General features: G+C 34.1%; 17 protein-coding genes. 6 read left to right on the forward strand and 11 right to left on the reverse strand.

Going from position 1 to position 19,230, the window contains the following annotated elements; genetic code table 11:
* Nucleotides 1-19: 19 nt before the first annotated feature.
* The 6 genes from SLH48_RS17140 to mgtE all read right to left on the reverse strand — a co-directional run bounded on the left by SLH48_RS17140 (nt 20) and on the right by mgtE (nt 6,872).
* Entirely contained in the window at nt 20-475 is a 456-nt protein-coding gene (locus tag SLH48_RS17140) for a CotO family spore coat protein (RefSeq protein ID WP_320259151.1), read from the reverse strand.
* 126 nt (nt 476-601) lie between these two features.
* Complete coding sequence (locus tag SLH48_RS17145; protein WP_320259152.1) at nt 602-1,168, reverse strand: hypothetical protein; 567 nt, start codon at nt 1,166-1,168, stop codon at nt 602-604.
* A complete protein-coding gene (locus SLH48_RS17150) occupies nt 1,165-2,115 on the reverse strand; it encodes a hypothetical protein (RefSeq protein ID WP_320259153.1) in 951 nt (316 codons plus the stop codon). Before SLH48_RS17150 ends, SLH48_RS17145 begins: the two co-directional genes overlap by 4 nt.
* A gap of 529 nt (nt 2,116-2,644) precedes the next feature.
* Nucleotides 2,645-3,421 (reverse strand): enoyl-ACP reductase FabI, encoded by a 777-nt coding sequence (gene fabI / locus SLH48_RS17155; protein ID WP_214483305.1) that lies wholly within the window; start codon nt 3,419-3,421, stop codon nt 2,645-2,647.
* A gap of 209 nt (nt 3,422-3,630) precedes the next feature.
* Entirely contained in the window at nt 3,631-5,484 is a 1,854-nt protein-coding gene (locus tag SLH48_RS17160; RefSeq protein WP_320259154.1) for a monovalent cation:proton antiporter family protein, read from the reverse strand.
* A 17-nt stretch (nt 5,485-5,501) separates the two neighbouring features.
* Nucleotides 5,502-6,872, reverse strand: a complete 1,371-nt coding sequence (gene mgtE, locus SLH48_RS17165) for a magnesium transporter (RefSeq protein WP_320259155.1) — start codon at nt 6,870-6,872, stop codon at nt 5,502-5,504.
* 386 nt (nt 6,873-7,258) lie between these two features.
* On the opposite strand from mgtE, the gene SLH48_RS17170 reads away from it, so the two are divergent.
* Nucleotides 7,259-8,413, forward strand: a complete 1,155-nt coding sequence (locus SLH48_RS17170; protein ID WP_320259156.1) for an FtsW/RodA/SpoVE family cell cycle protein — start codon at nt 7,259-7,261, stop codon at nt 8,411-8,413.
* Nucleotides 8,414-9,249: 836 nt separating this feature from the next.
* Complete coding sequence (gene prpE, locus SLH48_RS17175) at nt 9,250-10,011, forward strand: bis(5'-nucleosyl)-tetraphosphatase PrpE (RefSeq protein WP_320259157.1); 762 nt, start codon at nt 9,250-9,252, stop codon at nt 10,009-10,011.
* Between the two features lie 98 nt (nt 10,012-10,109).
* Here the strand turns inward: prpE and SLH48_RS17180 are convergent, their stop codons facing one another.
* From SLH48_RS17180 to SLH48_RS17195, 4 genes are all read right to left on the reverse strand, one after another.
* Nucleotides 10,110-11,009 carry an RluA family pseudouridine synthase gene (locus SLH48_RS17180; RefSeq protein ID WP_320259158.1) on the reverse strand — a complete coding sequence of 300 codons (900 nt, stop codon included), beginning with the start codon at nt 11,007-11,009 and terminating at the stop codon, nt 10,110-10,112.
* A 7-nt stretch (nt 11,010-11,016) separates the two neighbouring features.
* The gene (locus SLH48_RS17185; protein WP_214483299.1) at nt 11,017-11,811 is read right to left on the reverse strand and encodes an NAD kinase; all 795 of its coding nucleotides are present in this window, start codon (nt 11,809-11,811) and stop codon (nt 11,017-11,019) included.
* 31 nt (nt 11,812-11,842) lie between these two features.
* On the reverse strand, nt 11,843-12,478 hold the full coding sequence (locus SLH48_RS17190) for a GTP pyrophosphokinase family protein (RefSeq protein ID WP_214483298.1): 636 nt from the start codon (nt 12,476-12,478) through the stop codon (nt 11,843-11,845).
* 95 nt (nt 12,479-12,573) lie between these two features.
* The gene (locus tag SLH48_RS17195; RefSeq protein ID WP_320259159.1) at nt 12,574-12,951 is read right to left on the reverse strand and encodes a hypothetical protein; all 378 of its coding nucleotides are present in this window, start codon (nt 12,949-12,951) and stop codon (nt 12,574-12,576) included.
* 126 nt (nt 12,952-13,077) lie between these two features.
* Here SLH48_RS17195 and SLH48_RS17200 point away from each other — a divergent pair, with 126 nt between their 5' ends.
* The 4 genes from SLH48_RS17200 to SLH48_RS17215 all read left to right on the forward strand — a co-directional run bounded on the left by SLH48_RS17200 (nt 13,078) and on the right by SLH48_RS17215 (nt 16,318).
* Entirely contained in the window at nt 13,078-13,665 is a 588-nt protein-coding gene (locus tag SLH48_RS17200; RefSeq protein ID WP_214483296.1) for a CYTH domain-containing protein, read from the forward strand.
* A 391-nt stretch (nt 13,666-14,056) separates the two neighbouring features.
* The gene (locus tag SLH48_RS17205; RefSeq protein ID WP_413785439.1) at nt 14,057-14,665 is read left to right on the forward strand and encodes a lytic transglycosylase domain-containing protein; all 609 of its coding nucleotides are present in this window, start codon (nt 14,057-14,059) and stop codon (nt 14,663-14,665) included.
* A gap of 367 nt (nt 14,666-15,032) precedes the next feature.
* Nucleotides 15,033-15,446: a globin gene (locus tag SLH48_RS17210; RefSeq protein WP_214483295.1), complete on the forward strand. Its 414-nt coding sequence runs from the start codon at nt 15,033-15,035 to the stop codon at nt 15,444-15,446.
* A gap of 20 nt (nt 15,447-15,466) precedes the next feature.
* Entirely contained in the window at nt 15,467-16,318 is an 852-nt protein-coding gene (locus tag SLH48_RS17215; protein WP_214483375.1) for a ClpXP adapter SpxH family protein, read from the forward strand.
* Nucleotides 16,319-17,377: 1,059 nt separating this feature from the next.
* On the opposite strand, the gene pepF is transcribed toward SLH48_RS17215, so the two are convergent.
* Complete coding sequence (pepF, locus tag SLH48_RS17220; protein ID WP_320259161.1) at nt 17,378-19,195, reverse strand: oligoendopeptidase F; 1,818 nt, start codon at nt 19,193-19,195, stop codon at nt 17,378-17,380.
* Between the last annotated feature and the right edge of the window lie 35 nt (nt 19,196-19,230).

The following is a 19,230-nucleotide window of genomic DNA, read 5'->3' on the forward strand; positions in this document are numbered from 1 at the left end:
CTCCTACCATACCATACAGCTACGACAATCCTACCATCGTTATTAGTTCAACCTCATCGATATTAATCGTAATTGTTTCGCCAGTATCTATCAAATGCATTGAAATTTTTTCATCCGTTTGTTCAATAATCGTACCTTCAAACATATCATTGATCGTTTTAATTTTACATTTTACACGTGGTAGTTGTTTTGGCGGGTTTGCTAAAAATTTCACTTTTTCTACTAGGTCCATTTCTTTAAAAGGTTTAATTGAAGATTTTTTAGCATATTTTCTCTTTTCTATTATATGTTCAGGCTGTTCTATTTTTTCAACACTATCTTTGTTATCGATTTTATTTATGTCAGTTACAATTATAGATTCATTATTATCCACCTTGGCTATAAATGTTTTTTGCATAGATGATTCAATTGTACTTAAGTTGGGTTGTATAATATACATAAATGGTGTATTTTTAATTTTTTGCTTTTCTTTCATGCTCTTTCACTCCTTAATTCGATTTCCATCAATATATATTTATGCACTTCGTACAACAAATTACCTAAATTTAAGAAAAAAAACCTTCTTTTCATTTGAAAAGATGGTTATTAATGCGATATTTGTTTAAGATGTTTGAGCCATCAGATCTATACTTTTAAATCTTTTTAATAAAAACAAAAATATAAGTTGTAATGTTATCCCAATTAACCCACCCGCAATGTTATAAAATAGAAACATATTTGGTGTCATGTTTATCGTAAATGTTCGGATAATGTTGATTGTGATCATGATGGTAAAATATATCTTAAAAGTCCTAACTGTACGTAGAATTAACAGTTTATCACCAAATTGTTGTACAATTTTTATCATTAGTTGAAATACATAATAAACTAATATTAAATACATAATTTCTAGTACAGAGTAATATACTGACCACCAAGATAAAAGAGGCATGTTCCAACTTGGATTATTGCTGAAATTCTGAATGAACACAGAAGGAATACTTACAATACACAATAAAATTGTTAAGTAAACAGCCTTCCTACTCTCTGGAAATTCACTTAAAAGCAATTTAAGCCCCCTATATATAAGATAATATCCAAGTGGATCAGGAAGAATATCTATGAATATATTAATGTCTAGAAGAACAAATAAAAAACCTAAAAAGAGCTTATTAAATGGGCGCTTCATTTATTTGCCCCCCCTTGTTTCATTTCAATAATTTCATTAATACTTTGTTGATCTAAATATGGATCATCAATAATTCCATTTGTATAAATAAATTCATCGCCAGCTTCTGTCATCCCCTCAATAATAACGTTAATTTGATAATAACTGTCATGATCTGGGTTATGTTGTATATAAAGCTGCATCCAGTCCTCTGCTGCTAATTTAAATGGAAATAGTCCATCACTTACATATGCACCTGGCTTGTTCTCTATTTCCAAATTTCCTTCATCTTCAAACCATTGCGGTGGATCTTGCCCTTGCCTTACTATTTCAAATTGCTTCAGCTTTTTTTGATCAAGATCGACTTTGATCTTAACTTGATCATCCAACTCCTTGCTAAAAGAAGTTTTAATGTCTTGTATGATAATTGGTTCATTTACAACCAAAAGGTCAAAATCATAATGTTGATTACTACCTCCACTAGCACGTCTATGAAATATGTTTGTATCAGGCTGTCCTATATTGATTTTCACTGCACCAATATTTGCATTTACCTCTTGGTTATTATTAAAAAAAACGATCATATCCTCAAAAGTCCAAATACCTGCTGAATTCTCTAAGTTGGATAAAGACTTAATAGGGATTGAGAATATTACTGATTTTAAATAATAATGGGTAAACTCCTGCTTATATTCAGGTAGATTATCGGACCACATATTGAATTGTCCATCTCTCCTAGGGTACACTTCAATACCGTTGATTAACGCAAATTTAACCGTAGCATCATCATTTTTATTCGTTAAATAATAAAATTCAAGCCGTACCTCATTATCATTATAAACTTCAATATCATAATAGTGATCTAAAAAAATCGGATCTTCTAATTGCTTAGATTGATAATATATATAATTACCTACAAAACAAATAACATAGATTGTTAAGCCTAACCAAAATAGATATTTTTTCATTTCCCTCACCACTTATCTTAGCTTTAATTGATTGCTCAATTAATTACGTTTTTTTCAAACAGCCAATATAAATAACCTATGATTAGATTTATTTGATTCATAAAGCCATTAAAATTACATCAATACTATACTGGAACTAAAACAGCCAAATAAAAAAACACGTATATTTAAGTAACGTGCTTTTTACATAGCAATTCTTTCGTTATATTTTTAGAAGGCAGCCATATTTACACAGCTTTACTATCCTGCGACGCGTCCTAACTATCAAGGCCACTTCACCTACACATAAACCTTCATGCGCTTTGGCTCAAGTGCTCGTCTGTGAGAATCAGAATGACTACACTTCACCTTATTCACACAGTATTTGATATTCTTAGAGCAAATGAGCTTAATCACTTTTCTAGTTGTCAAAAGATAGCGGCTATCTCTCCGAGTCCTTCACTATCGTACTTAAGAAGCAAATAGCTCCTTCTCGTACTGTAATTTCCAGTACTCACCTGAAATAAACAGCCGCTTCTACTTTTTTTATTTACCTTGCTAGAATGTGATATCCAGAATCTACGTGGATATTTTCACCAGTAATACCTCTTGAAAAGTCACTGAATAAAAACGTAGCTGTGTCACCAACCTCTTCTTGTGTTGTTGTCCGACGAAGAGGTGCACGTTCTTCAATTTCTTTTAGAATAGAGTTAAAATCACTTACACCTTTTGCTGACAATGTTCGGATTGGACCAGCGGAAATTGCATTAACACGTATACCATATTTCCCTAAGTCATTCGCTAAATATTTCACACTAGCTTCAAGTGATGCTTTTGCAACACCCATCACATTATAGTTTGAGACGACACGTTCTCCACCTAAATAAGTTAAAGTAATAATACTTCCACCTTCTGTCATAAGGTCCTTTGCTTCTTTTGCGACAGCTGTTAAAGAGTATGAACTGATGTTATGTGATAATAAGAAGCCGTCTCGAGATGTATTAAGAAAATCTCCAGTTAGCTCTTCTTTATTTGCAAAAGCTATACAGTGAGCAATCCCATGTATAGTACCTACTTCATCTTTTATCTTGCTGAAACAATTAGCAACTTCTTCATCGTTTGTAACATCACAAGGTAAGACGAGTGTATCATTCCCTTCCAACGTGTCAGCAAGATCTCGGACATTCTTCTCTAAACGCTCACCTGCAAAAGTAAAAATAAGTCTTGCACCAGCATTATGAAGTGAACGAGCGATGCCCCATGCTATGCTACGTTTATTTGCAACGCCCATTACAACGTATGTACGTCCTTTTAAAGAAAAAGACATGTATATCCCTCCTGAATTATTACAAGTTATTAGTACCTAGTAATAAAAATAGTATAACATATTTTTGAGCACATTCATAATATATTTCTCATAAGCAAAGGGCCAGCTTCGTATACCCTATGGTCTGTATCATTTATAGCAATATTGTATACAGAATATAGAGTATAGATTCAGACCCTTTTTTTAATCAATATTTATGAATAGCTTTATTATTCACCAAATTCAAGTACTCTTCTTAACTCTTCAACATACTCTCGTGACCCTGTTACAATGAGCCTGTCACCCATTTTCAGTTCAGTATCCCCGTGCGGTACGATCGAATCTTTTCCTCTGAACATTCGAACGAAAATCACATCACCAGTAAAAGGAAAATTACGCAGCATTAAACCGTCGTATTTAAGATTATTCATATTGATTTGGTATAACGCAGTATCTTGATTAGTTAAGATGTTCATGACACTTGGAGACTCAATTAATGCCTTTAACAAGGCTTTCGTCGATAAGAATACCGAGAACACATCGACATTTCTTGCCTTTAGCTCCTCGTCTAAGTTCGGTGACTCAACCCTCGCAATGACACGATCCACACCATACTCTTTTGCAAAGATGGCTACTTCAGCATTTATTGTTTCTTCACCAGTTGTTGCTACAAAAATATCTACATCAAATACATCGAGATTCTTTAATGATTCAATCGAATAGTCAGATACTTCAACAATCTCAAACAATGAATCAGCAATTTTCTTCTCAATTTTCTCTTGTGTAACATGATATAAAGTTGACTCATATAAAGCTGGGTTTAATTCTCGTGTCACAGTTAGAGTATGTTGATTCGCTCCAATAAAGGCAACCTTTAATTTACGCATTTCTCCTTCCTGTACTGGGAAGATCTTTTTAAATGCAATTGGAGAAACAACACTTGTTATAACTGCTACTAAAATAAATGCATCTGACATTTGTTGACTAATAATTTCCATCCGAACACCAATAGTTCCTGCGGCAATTACTAAGGACAAAGTTGATGTTAGAAGAAAACCAGAAGCAAGAACTGTTTTTCGATCATACCAAATTCTTAATATATAAATAGGGATTATTTTTGAGATAAACAAAGCTCCTAGCAATAACGGAATAAACAATAACAATTTAGGGTGTTCAAATAAGGACCAGATGTCTAAATTTACCCCGACCATGACGAAAAAAATTGGTATTAAAAAGCCATAACCGAATGAGTCTAATTTATGGACTAAATCTGCATTTGGTGCTAAAAGGGAAACAAGTACTCCAGCTAAAAATGCTCCTAATATATTTTCTGCACCGATTGTTTCAGATAATGCCACTAATACAATAATTAATGCAAATACCGCCCGTGTGCCAATCTGAATTGTCCCTTTAGACATCGTTTCAAGAAAAGATTGGTTTCGGAAATATTTCCCTAATAAATAAAAGATAACCCCAACACCAAACAAGATCAGTAATAACCATGTGCTACCTTGTCCAGTATCATATATAGATACAAAGACAGCTAATAAAATCATTGTCACTAAGTCTGCAATGACAGCTACTAATAGGATCGTTTGCCCGATTGACGACTTCATAATTTGAACGTCTTTGAGTGTAGGAACAACAACCCCTAGGGAGATTGTAGAAATAATTAATGTCATTAAAAATGCATTTTCAATGATACCAAACCAGACAAATATGTATGAAAGAACTAAGGATATGCCAAAAATACCTACAAAAATAAGAAATCCAACAAGAAATGGATTTGGTGCATCTTTTCCACTGCTCAATTTTTCCTTCTTTTTACTTCCAGCAAATGCTGAGAAGTCGATTTCTAAACCACTTAAAAACATTAAAAAGATGAAGCCTAACATCGACAGCGTTTCTAGCCACATGTCAGGATGTACGATATTAAATCCACTTTTTCCAATAATTAGCCCCATCACAATTTCTGCAACGACCAACGGAATGAGATTCAATCGCAGTCTATGAAGTAAAATTGGAGTTAAAAATGCAATGATTATTACGATAACTAGCGAAGTGACAGAAGCATGTTGCTCCATATAATATTCCTGCCTTTCTAAAGTAAATAGCTCATAAATAGTGTTGCCATTCCAAAATAAATTAAAATACTTAATATGTCATTGATAGTAGTAATAAATGGACCAGATGCTACAGCTGGATCTATTTTTAACCTGTGCATAATTAAGGGGACTAATGCACCTGCAATCGTAGCTACGATCAAGGTCGCTAAAATTGAAAGTCCGACGAGAATACCTAAAAATAGATTATGTTGCCAAAAATATACGATTATTGTAACAAGTACTCCACACGTAACGCCAGTTATTAGTCCAGTTCCTGCTTCACGGATAAGTAATTTCCATTTACTCTCATGCTCATGATCTCCTGTAGCAATTCCTCTCACTGCAACCGCCAATGCTTGTGTTCCAGTATTACCCGCCATCCCTGCAATGAGCGGAATAAACATAGCTAAGATTGCAACTTGTTCAAGTGTTCTTTCAAACTTACCAATGAGGTTAGCAGTCATCATTCCTAATAGAAGTAAAATAATTAACCAAGGTAACCTTTTACGTGCTGCAGTTAAGGGGTTTTTGTCAAAACTGTCTACATCGGAAATAGCTGCTAATTTTGAATAATCTTCAGATGCTTCTTCATCCATTACATCCATAATATCATCTACAGTGATAATCCCTAAAAGGTGATTTCTAAAGTCTACCACAGGTACTGCTAAAAAGTTATAGTCCTTCATCTTTTTAGCTACCTCTTCCTGATCTTCTGCTACAGAAACTGCTAGCACGCGATCATACATCATATCTCCTATCATCGTTTCATCATCAGATATAATTAAATCCCTTAATGATATGACACCTACTAATTGCTTCTCTTCATTGATCACATATACATAGTAGATCGTTTCTGCACGCGGTGCCTCTTTTTTCAAAATATGCATCGCTGAACGAACAGTTTGATTTGCATGAATAGCAATAAATTCAGTTGTCATAATACTTCCAGCTGTAGATTCTTCGTAATGAAGTAATTCTTTAATTTCTCCAGCTGACTCGTCATCCATGATCGTTAAATAGCTAGCTGCCTGATCTTTATCTATTTCATTCAACACGTCAACGGCATCATCTGCATACATTTCCGCAAGCATGTCAGCAGCAAAGTTTGGATTCATCTCAGATAATATCCGTTGATAATCTTCTTCTTCAATTTCAATGTTCTCGAAAATTGCAGCCATCTCTTTAGGTGATAAAAAACGATATAATAGCATTCTAACATTTTTGTCTAACTTCACGAAAAATTTGGCTTGATCATATGGATGTAAGTCAAAAAACTTTTCTCTAAAATATTCAATATTTTCTTCTAACAGTAACTGAATCAGCTCATTAAAGTCTCTCAACGTGTCAAATTTTTTATGATCACTCATTTTAGTTAACCCCCTCTCTAGTCTAAAATCATAATCCCTTACATTTTTTAAATGTAAAATAAACCCACTTAATATCTACTACACGAAATCTTATGTATCGGAGGATGCTCAAGTTAACAAAAATTATGATAAACTAATTACACTGAATGTTATTCAGTACTTTTTTAGCAATAGCATTAACTAATTATACTTACTGTTAATAAAAGGAAAACGAGTCACTGTTCTCTTATTGAACACGTGTCACTACATCCTTACGTTAACAATAAGACTTACTATTGTAACAGGAAAAAATTTTTATACACATTATACTAGCAAATGTATAGTAAAATGTCGCTAGTTATGTCAAAATATATCGAAGAGAGAATAACTAGAAGAAGGTTTATACAATGGAAAAAGAAAAGACTCAACCAAAGATAGATTATATGATTGTGTTGTTAATGATACTTTTTGTAATATATAGCTGTATTGCTATTTATAGTGCTAATTCAGCATATGTGACAAAACAAATTGTTTGGTATGTGATTGGCTTAGTAGCTATTCTTGTGACGATGATTATTGATTTTGACCGCTTCAGACAAATATCTTGGATTTTATATGGTCTTGGCATGCTTCTTCTGCTCGGCTTAGAAATTATTCCAGAAGGAGATTTTGTCAAAAATATAAATGGAGCTACAAGTTGGTATCAGTTTCCTGGAGGGCTTGGAAGCTTTCAGCCATCTGAGGTGATGAAAATCTTCCTCATCATTCTATTAAGTCAAATTGTGTTTCGCCACAATGAAAAATATCCTATTCGGACACTTAAAGAAGACTTATTGCTATTTATGAAAATCATGCTCATTTCGGGGCCACCTCTGCTACTTGTTATGATGCAACCCGATCTTGGTACTGCAATGGTATTATCCGCTATTATCGCATCTATTATCCTTGTATCTGGAATCAAATGGCGCTATATTGCAGCATTGTTTTTTTCAGTAATCTTAATCATAAGTGTCGTTGTTCTAATATACTTCCTAAACTTTGACTTTTTCGTCGAATATTTCTTAGGAGGAGATAGTAATTCATACACATTAGGCAGATTTTACGGATGGCTTGCTCCGTACGAATATCCTACCCAAGGGTTCCAGCTATTACAATCTTTATTGGCTATTGGATCTGGGGAGCTAGTCGGACGAGGGTATATGACTGAAGGTGTACGTATTCCTGAAGCACATACAGACTTTATTTTTGCAATTATAGCAGAAGAATTTGGTTTCATTGGTGCGTGCTTGCTAATCTCTATTTTCTTCCTGCTTATCTACCGGATCATTCATACCGCTCTAGAAAGCAATGACCCTTACGGCAGCTACCTTTGTACAGGAATTATAGGCATGATTACATTTCAAGTTTTCCAAAATATTGGTATGACAATAGGACTTTTACCCATAACAGGAATTCCTCTTCCTTTTATTAGCTACGGTGGAAGCTCCTTGCTTACCTACATGATTGCTATAGGAATAGTATTAAATGTGCGTTCGAGAACAATCAAATTTATGTTCGATTAAGATACAGGTTACTCAAAAAAAGTTGCCATTATTACTCCACTCTAGCAACATGAAGAGGTTTTTCCTGTTGGCTTGCTTTTAGGAACATAAGCTGTCATCATTATTAGCTTTAGAACTTGCGAAGACACCCCTACACAAGCGTAATATTCCGTTTGAAGGTTTTGGAGTAGAGTGAAAATCACACAAAAGCGAAGCTCATTTGAAAAGAGCTTCGCTTTTTAGTTATGGATAGTTAGTCATTCAAACATCTAATGTTGAATGATTAACACCTCAACCAAGAGGAGATTCCTTTAGCGTAGCACAAAGTTATTTTTAAATTTATTACCTAACCAACATCATGAATGTCGTACTTGCACCTTTGTTGCCATAACCTATAATCCTACTTTCACATTCGCATCCTTTATTGTCCATACCATTAGTTTACTGTCGCAACCGCCTCCTTTATTTTCTAAAACTATAGTCTTACTGTCCCATTCGCACCTTTTATTATCCAAACCTATATCATTAATGTCGTACTTGCACCTTTATTGTCATAACCTATACATTCGCATCCTTCATTGTCCAAACTAGAAGCTTTTTCTGACTCATCCGCAGCTTTTTTAGCTGCTCTTATTCATTTGTGTTAGACTTTGTCATATTCGTAGCATGATGTATTTTTATATAACGATCTGTTTGGAATAGTGAAATGCAATGTAGCTTATTATAAAAGAAGAAAAGTTCTATGATGTTTTTTCAACACACGTCGAAATTAACTCGATTATAGATGACAATTATCTGAAGAAAAAATCACATTTGAGATGGAGAGTTAAAATGCTTATTGTTAAGGAGAGTACATAATGGACATTGACGTCATTGGAGATATACATGGGTGTTATAACGAATTCAAGCTGTTAACAGAAAAACTTGGTTACATATGGTCATCTGGGGTACCATTACATCCTAATAATCGTTGCATAGCATTTGTTGGTGACATAACAGACCGAGGACCGCATTCCATTCGTATGATTAACATCGTTTATTCTTTAGTAAAAAATCAGCATTCATTTTATGTACCAGGTAATCATTGTAATAAACTGTATCGTTTCTTTTTAGGAAATAAAGTTCAAGTCACCCATGGATTAGAAACGACGGTCGCTGAATATAATCAGCTTAATGTTTATGAACAACAAGAAGTCAAATCTAATTTTATTGAGCTTTATGAGAATGCACCATTATATTATAAAATTAATAATAGCAAACTAATCATTGCACATGCTGGTATCCGCGCTGATTATATTGGAAGAAACGACAAGCAAGTCAAGACGTTTGTACTGTATGGAGACATAACGGGAAAGTTCAATGACGATGGGACACCAATTAGAAGAGATTGGGCTCAAAACTACAATGGAGATAGCTGGATTGTATATGGCCATACACCTGTCAAACAACCTAGAATCATTAATAAAACGATAAATATAGATACAGGTGCTGTATTTGGAGGGAGCTTAACAGCCTTTCGTTACCCTGAGATTGAAACTGTCGCTGTACAATCAACTATGCCATATATTGCTGAGAAATTTAAAACCTTTGAAGAGGACGAGCAACAAAATAATACATGATCATAATACGCTAAAATGTTAAAGTTAAATCTCAAAATAGATCTGCAATCAGGTGAAGGCTTTCTTCACCTGATTGCCTATAAGGGTAGAGTACTCTCTTACTTATCAAATTCAGTCGTAAGTGAATGCATATCATCAGGTAAATTTTTTTGAAAGACTAATTCCTCATATGTAACCGGATGACAAAATGTTAACTTGTGACAATGTAGAGCTTGCCGTTTAATATGTTGCACTGTCCCACCATATAGAGTATCTCCCTCTAATGGGTGACCAATATGCGACATATGAACCCGAATTTGGTGCGTCCTTCCTGTTTCTAAACGTAATTGTACCAATGTATAAGTAGAATACCTTCTTACTACTTGAAAATGAGTAATTGCCTTCTGTCCATCATCCCTAACTTCCCTTTCAATGATACTATTACTTTTCCTTCCAATTGGTGAAGTAATCGTTCCACTATTTAATGTCACCAACCCGTTTACTATAGCGTAGTAAACTCGTGTAATTTGTCCTAACTGTTGTTGTTGTGACAGCAAATGGTGTACATGACGATGCTTCGCTACCAAAACCAATCCAGATGTATCACGATCAAGTCTAGTGACAATGTGAACGGTAATTTGTAAGCCCTGCTCCTTATAATAGTTCAACAAACCATTTGCTAGGGATCCTTGAGGATGTTGACGTGAAGGAATAGTCGGCATATTAGGTGGTTTGTTGATAATTAACAGATACTCATCCTCATAAATAATTTCTAAAGGGATATTTTCCGCTACTATACCTTTACCAATTGGTTCTATTGGGAATACAACTACTACTTGATCACCTTGCTTTAGCCTGTAGCGAACATTCTGAGATTTTCCATTAACAATAATATCTCCACCTGCAAACTTGATATCAGTGAGTGAAGCCTTTGAAATATGTTGCTGCTTCAAAAAATCACGAATGAGCTTATAGTGATCTTTTTCAGAAATTATCCATTGTAATTTAAAGTTTTTCAAATTGTAGTCATTCCTTAACAAATGAATCACGAACACGTTTCCAAAATGGAAACGGTCGAAAGCGAGCAAACCTTATTTTCTCATGAGCAACCCGATATTGTATAGATTTAACCTCTTTATGAAGTAGTGTTAAATGATCTATAGTGATTTGAAAATCTACATCATTTACGGGCTTAAACAAGCATGTATGGTGCCCTGGCAATATTAAAGGTGAGCCAATCGTACGAAACACTCTATTGTTAATAGAAGCCATCTCAGCTACTTGTATAGCCTCTAATGATGGATGTAAAATAGCACCGCCTAGTGCTTTATTATATGCTGTACTGCCTGACGGCGTTGAAACACATAACCCATCACCTCTAAATGTCTCGAAATGCTGACCTTTTATTTCCACGTCCATAACAAGAGACCCCTCAACACTCTTTACAGTACATTCATTTAGGGCTAAATACCTTTGTTCCTTAGCTCCATCTAAGTAACGAATAATTACTTCTAATATTGGGTACTCAATCACTTGATAAGGTGTTTTTGCAATAGCTATAACAAGCTTTTCAATTTCATCTGGAACCCAATCCGCATAAAAACCTAAATGACCTGTATGAACACCTACAAATGCAGTTTTATCGAGTCTGCTTTTATAACGATGGAAAGCATACAATAGCGTACCATCTCCACCTACAGAAACGACTATATCTGGCCGATCCTCATCATATACTAGATCAAAATCTAATAAGTATGTTTTCATTTTATGCATTAATGTATTTGATGTAGTGTCACCTTTTGAAGTTACAGCAAATTTCATTATCAACATCCCTTTTCAAGTAATCAAATGATTAATCTGAATCATGTACTTCCTTTTTCTTAGTAAAGAATGCTTGTGCCTCTTGAATTTCTTCACGGATTAAGGACATCTCCTCATCTAATCTATATGCTGCCTCAGCAGCACTCTTTAAACGAAGCTGGATGTCCTCTGGAAATTGACCACGATATTTATAATTGAGTGAATGCTCTATTGTAGCCCAGAAATTCATCGCTAATGTTCGTATTTGTATTTCAATAAGAATTTGTTTTTCACCTTTAATCGTTTGCACAGGGTATCGAATAACTACATGATGAGAGCGGTATCCACTCTCTTTATTTTGATTTATATAGTCTCTCTCTTCAATAATTTCAAAATCATTGCGCTTTTGTAACATTTCTACAACTATTTTAATATCATCAACAAATTGACACATAATTCTTAATCCAGCGATATCTTGCATTTCCTCACTTAAGTTACTGAGAGGAATATTTTTTTTTGCTGCTTTATCTAATATACTCGCAATTGGCTTTACACGCCCTGTTACAAATTCAACAACTGAATGCTCAGAATGCATAACAAACTGCGAGCGCATTCCTTTAAGTTTTACTTTTAACTCCTCGACTGCTTGACGATAAGGAGCTAAAAACACGTCCCAATGTTCACCCATATTAAACACCACCATCTACTCTTACGCTGAAAGATTTAGCTCTTTATATATATGTAATAGTATAAAAATCTTTGAGGTTTAACTATGTAACCTAATCAGTTAGTTAAAAATATTTCCTCCACTTTACTAACCATTTCGTCACCATAGTTTGTATTTCCTTCAATATTATTAATTAAGTACTCTAACTCTTCTTTCATATTTTCAAGTTGAAGACGTTGATTCCCCACCTGTAAAACAGCTTGGTAATTATGTAAGAGAAGCTGCTTTAACCCTTTCCAACAAGCATGTGGAATCTCTATATAAACATACTCTTCATCACATTCAATGATATAAATAAAGGCAGTCTGATCTGAATCAACAAGCATTTGCTTCGTATCTTTTCCTTCTGTAATATTAATACTTGTATCATTTGAGCATAGTTGTATGATTTGCTCATTTATTTCGTAACTAGTTATCGTAATTATTTTTCGCATGATGCTCTCCTTCTATAGTGAATGTTGGTTTTATTTTATCACACTCTTGTATATGAAGATAATAATTGCGATTGTCATAAATTAAAGAGATAATGTAATGATACAGGTAGAAGGGACGTATTCAAAGTGACTCAAGAAATTGAAATTGAATTTAAAAATATTTTGACGAAAATTGAATTTAACAACATGCTAAATGCTTTTTCAATAAACAATACACATTTCAAATCCCAGGTAAACTATTATTTCGATACAAACGATTTTGCGCTTAAAAGTAAAGCTTCTGCATTGAGAATCCGTTTAAAAGAAAACGAATATATGCTAACATTAAAGCAGCCAGCTCAAGTCGGCTTACTTGAGACACATCAACCGCTTACAGATGAACAAGCACAACGATTGCTTCGCAACGATTTTTCCATAAATGGAGAGGTTCTTCAGCAATTAAAAAAACTTCATGTTCCAATTAACGAAATAAAGTATTTTGGTTCACTTTCTACAAATAGAGCCGAAATAATATATGAGGGTGGAACGCTAGTTTTTGACCATAGTCATTATTTAACAATAGATGATTACGAAATTGAATATGAAGTAAGAAATTACGAAACTGGATTTGCTACATTTCAAAAACTGTTAAGTAAATTTCAAATTCCTGTACGTAAAACAGAAAATAAAATTCAAAGATTTTATAATTATAAGATTAACAAAGAAGAAAGTTGACAATGAAAATATTCATTTCACAAATACATAAGGTTGATTTCGAATAAATTGTTGCTTACCTAAGAGCTCACTGTGAATATAGCTAACATTTGGGGGCATCTTTTCTGCTCTAATGGTTATAACAGTTATATAATGACTTCACTTGCTCAACTATAAATGAAAAAAAGCAACAAAGTTTACGGAAAGAGCCATACATAACAAAGAAAAAAAATGAACGCAATGATACCATAGACAAATCAACTAACTTTTGTCACCTCATATTCAATCATTTATATTCTCACAATGTGGCTGATTGGATTTAGCGTTAAAAAAGGACATGCGATCTGTTCACTTTAATAACGTAAGCAACATATTAAAACTTCCTCTTACTTTAGAAAGATAGGTGATTAAATTGAGTATTGATCGTTTAAAAGTTATGATGGAGCTTCAGGCATTGAAAAATTTTCAAGTAAGCTCATCACAAACATCATTAAATGAGTCTCTATTTAAAGAGCTTTTAAATGAATATTTAGTGGATTCAAGTGCTCCAGCAAATGTTTCAGTCCAAAATAGTCAATTAACAACACAAGCATATGCTCAACAACAGCTAAACGGAAGTATCGCAAGTGACAATAGCACTCCAAAAACATATGATGAGATCGTAAATAATGCTGCACAAAAATATAATATTGATCCAAAGTTAATTTTGGCTGTGATAAAGACAGAGTCCAACTTTAACCCAAATGCAGTTAGTCGAGCTGGGGCAACTGGTTTAATGCAATTAATGCCTCCTACAGCTAAGGCGTTAGGTGTTACAAATATATATGATCCGGAAGAGAATATTGCAGCTGGGACGAAATATTTACGTGATATGCTTAATAGATACGATAACGATCTTGAATTGGCTCTAGCTGCATATAATGCTGGCCCAGGAAATGTAGATAAATTTGAAGGTATCCCACCATTTAAAGAAACGCAAAACTATGTTAAAAAAGTAACTAATACATATCACTCATTATAAAATTAAAGTGTTTTTTTCTATTATTAATAGCTAAAAACCTTGATAGTACCTCCTTTAATCAGGATGGTATTTTTTTGTGTACGAATTTCAGTGCTCTTTATTTGAGATAACTGTTATAGATTGCTAAAATAAACATACATTTACTAAGTTTTTTATAAGCGTAAAGTCCTTAGCCCTCCAAAAGTACTATAAGGAATAAGAGACATCATTGGATAAAAAAAAATTAAGATGCTTAACCCTTACAAGTGTTGTAGTGCCTTTTCGACTTATGATGAAAATCTTTTTGTCTTCAGTCGAAAAGGTGTAACAATGAGAGAGGTTAGAACTTAGAAATAATCTATTCTACAATAAAAAAGGAGTAGTCAACATGACCGATAAGATGTTAACACCATTTGTCGCAATAGGTGGCGAACAATTCATTGATAAGCTAGTAGATGAGTTCTATCTCCGAGTGAAGCAACATGCTGAGTTGGCTCCTATCTTTCCTAACGACTTAACCGAAACTGCACGTAAACAAAAACAGTTTTTAACACAATATTTAGGTGGACCAAACCATTATACGACTGAGCATGGTCACCCGATGCTACGTGCCCGACATATGCCATTTGAAATTACACCAACTAGAGCAAGAGCATGGTTACAATGCATGAAAGAAGCAATGGATGCAGTAAACCTTAACGGTCCTGTGCGTGAAGAGTTTTATAACAGATTAGTATTAACTGCCCAACATATGATTAACACACCTGATCAAGGAACAGAGACGAAAGGGGTTTCATTTTGAAAAAGCAACAATCAAGTAATATGCAAAACCATACCTTAAGCTCTCATACACCACAAAGAAAGCCATTAGAATTATACATGTTTGTTGATCCGCTTTGTTCTGATTGTTGGGGTCTTGAACCAATCGTAAAAAAATTAATAATTGAATATGGCCGTTTTTTTTCATTGCGTCATATAGTTAGTGGAAAATTAGAAACTTTACAACTTAGAAGAAAGAAAAGCCATGAAAATATGGCTATGGTTTGGGAAAGGGCAGCAAGCAGGAGTGGAATGTCATGCGACGGAACAATATGGATGGAAGATCCAATTTCAACACCCTATGCAGTCTCAGTTGCGATTAAAGCAGCAGAGCTTCAAGGTCGAAAATCAGGGAACCGATTTCTAAGAAAAGTACAAGAAGTGCTATTTCTAGAAAAGCAAAACATTTCTAACGAAGAAGTTTTAATTGAATGTGCAAAAGATGTAGGACTTGATGTTGACGAATTTATTAAAGATATTCACTCACCAAGTGCTGCAAGAGCACTACAATGTGACTTGAAAATTACTTCGGAAATGGATGTACAGGAAATACCTACACTCATCCTATTTAATGAACATGTGGAAGATGAAGGGTTAAAAATATCTGGGTGCTATTCTTATGATGTTTATGTGCAGGTCATTCAAGATATGCTCGGTAGAAAAGTGCAAGCAGACCCAGTTCCTCCACTTGAAGTGTTTTTACAGCATTTTAGGTTTGTAGCAACAAAAGAAATATCTGTTGTCTACGATATGTCTTGTAATGACGTAGAACGAGAGATGAAAAAACTTGCATTGCAAAAAAAGGTTGAAAGAGTTCCTGTAAAATACGGGACGTTCTGGAGATATATCCAGTAGCTTCATCACTTTATTAGGGCTGTTCTCCTAAACTTTGTTGCTATTATTCCTAACTTAGAGAATTAAGATGTCCATTTGCGTAACACTCTGCGTTTTGCAGAATAAAGGTAGAGATAAACGATAAGTGACAATGTATTCAAAAATAGCCTTGTAGAAAGAGTCTGACCAATCATGTGTAAGACTCTTTTTCTTTACGTTATTATTATTAAGAAATATACATTGATTGTTTCTTTTCCAACATATATCGATAATGGTAAGTCAATAGTATTACGATTAGCCTGGTGTTTGTATGAATTATTTTTACTCATTCATTGTCCAAACCATATAACCCAACATATATACACACATTGTTCTCGTACTTGGACACCTAGTTAACAAAATTGTAGCAACGCTTTTCACATAGTGACGTTATTACTGAGATAATAACCGAATACAAAAAGTATTCTTAGCATTTTTTCTTACATTTATAGTAGTTAAGTTTACGAAGAGAGACAAATAAAAAAAGCTTAGTAAGCATAAACTAAGCTTTTTTCATGTATGTCTAAAGACAACAAAGGGGATGGGAGAAATTTTCACGGTCAAACAAGGGGTATTGTTTGCTTGTGATTAACTTCACAAGTATAATATAACAGATGAATGAAACAATGGCAACAATTCTGCTCACCCTTTCACAATTTTGTCATACATTACACTTATCCATCATACAATATACATTATAACTACTCGTACCACATTCCAAATATCATTATATTAACGGACAGAAAGGTTGATGGTATGAAACTTGTCGTTGTACTATTTAGTATTTTTTTTATAGTTGCTTTAGCTATACAAATACTTGGGTTAATGCAAATTATTCCGATCTATATTAGCTCTCCTTTACTTTTTATTACTATCTTAAGTTTCATAATCTATCTTAACGATCGTAATCGCTTTCGTGGAGTTTAACTAACTACACCACTTCACATCATTAATATAAGTGCGTGCAACCCTCTTATCCATCAGATCTTGTTGAACAATAAAAAGGAATGGGGATTCCGGGATTCCCATTCCTTTTTCGAGTTATTTTGTTAATAGCTGTTCCATTTCATTCAACTTCTCTTCAAAAACTTGACAAGCTTCTTTAACTGGAGTTGATGAAGTCATGTCAACTCCAGCTTTTTTCAATACTTCAATTGGATAATCTGAACTACCCGCTTTCAAAAAGTCCATATATCTATCCACAGCTGGTTGACCTTCATCAAGGATTTGTTTACTCAAGGCAGTAGCAGCACTGAATCCAGTAGCGTATTGGAATACATAGTAATTGTAATAGAAATGAGGGATTCTTGACCACTCAAGACCGATTTCTTCATCAATGACAAGATCATTTCCAAAATACTTTTTATTTAAATCATAATAAGTCGTTGTTAATAATTCGGCTGTTAACGCTTCACCTGCTTGCGCTTTTTGATGAATAAGATGTTCATATTCAGCAAACATCGTCTGACGGAATACCGTACCACGGAAGCCTTCTAAATAATGATTTAATAAATACAGACGTTTTTGTTCATCATCTATTGTTTTCAATAAATAGTCATTAAGTAGCGCCTCATTACAAGTTGATGCTACTTCAGCTACAAAGATTGAGTAATTTCCATATGGGTATGGCTGGAATTTTCGAGTGTAGTAGCTATGCGCTGAGTGACCAAACTCATGCGCAAGTGTAAATAAGTTATTAACATTATCTTGCCAGTTCATTAGAATATATGGGTTTGTACCATATGTCCCTGATGAATATGCCCCACTTCGTTTGCCTTTAGTTTCATGAACATCTACCCATCGATTATCTAGCCCTTCTTTAATCACGGCTAAGTAATCCTCACCTAACGGAGTAAGACCTTTCATTAAATAATCCTTGGCTTCCTTGTAGGTTACCTCCATTTTCACGTCTTTTACAAGTGGTGTATATAAATCATACATATGAAGTTGATCAACACCTAACAGCTTTTTACGCAAAGAAATGTATTTATGCAATAAAGGAAGGTGATCATTTACTGTATCCACTAAATTATCATAAACTGATTCAGGTATATTATTAGCACTTAATGCTGCATGACGAGCTGACTCATAATTTCTCACTCTTGCATTAAAATTATCCTTCTTCACAGCTCCACTTAATGTACTAGCAAATGTGTTTTTATATTTACCATATGTATCATAAACAGCTTTAAATGCATTTTCTCTAACTTGACGATTTTCGCTCTCTAGGAAGCGTATATAACGTCCATGTGTTACTTCAACCTCATCCCCATTCTCATCTCTTATAGTTGGGAATGTAAGGTCGGCATTGTTAAGCATCCCAAACGTATTACTAGAAGATGCCATCACTTCAGATGCTTGGGCTAACAAAGCTTCTTCACTAGAAGACAGCACATGTGGTCGTTGACGCGTAATATCATCCAATGTCTTCTTATATAACGTTAATTCTTCTTTATTATCTAAAAACTCTTTAAGCTGACTCTCTTCCATGGCAAGGATTTCTGGAACTACATATGATAATGCGCTAGAAGCTTGTGTGTACAGATTTTTTGCTCTGTCATCTAAGCCTTGATAGAAAGAGTTCGTTGTATCTTGATCATAACGCATATGTGCATAAGAATAAAGCTTGCTAAGTCGCATCGTTATTTCATCTTGTAGTTGTAATAAATCATATAAAACTTCTGCAGAATCTGCTAGTTTTCCATTATATTTTTGGACATTTGGAATAAGTGTCTTCACTGCATTAAATTCATTTTCCCACACTTCATCAGATGCAAAAATATCTTCTAATTTCCATGTATCTTCAATACTTATTTCATCTCTTGTAGGTATTTTCTTCACTGCTGCCTGTTCGGACATCGTATAGCCTCCTTAAATTCACATTTCTAAATTGT

The sequence above is a fragment of the Cytobacillus sp. IB215316 genome (assembly GCF_033963865.1).
Classification (GTDB): Bacteria; Bacillota; Bacilli; order Bacillales; family SM2101; genus Nanhaiella; species Nanhaiella sioensis.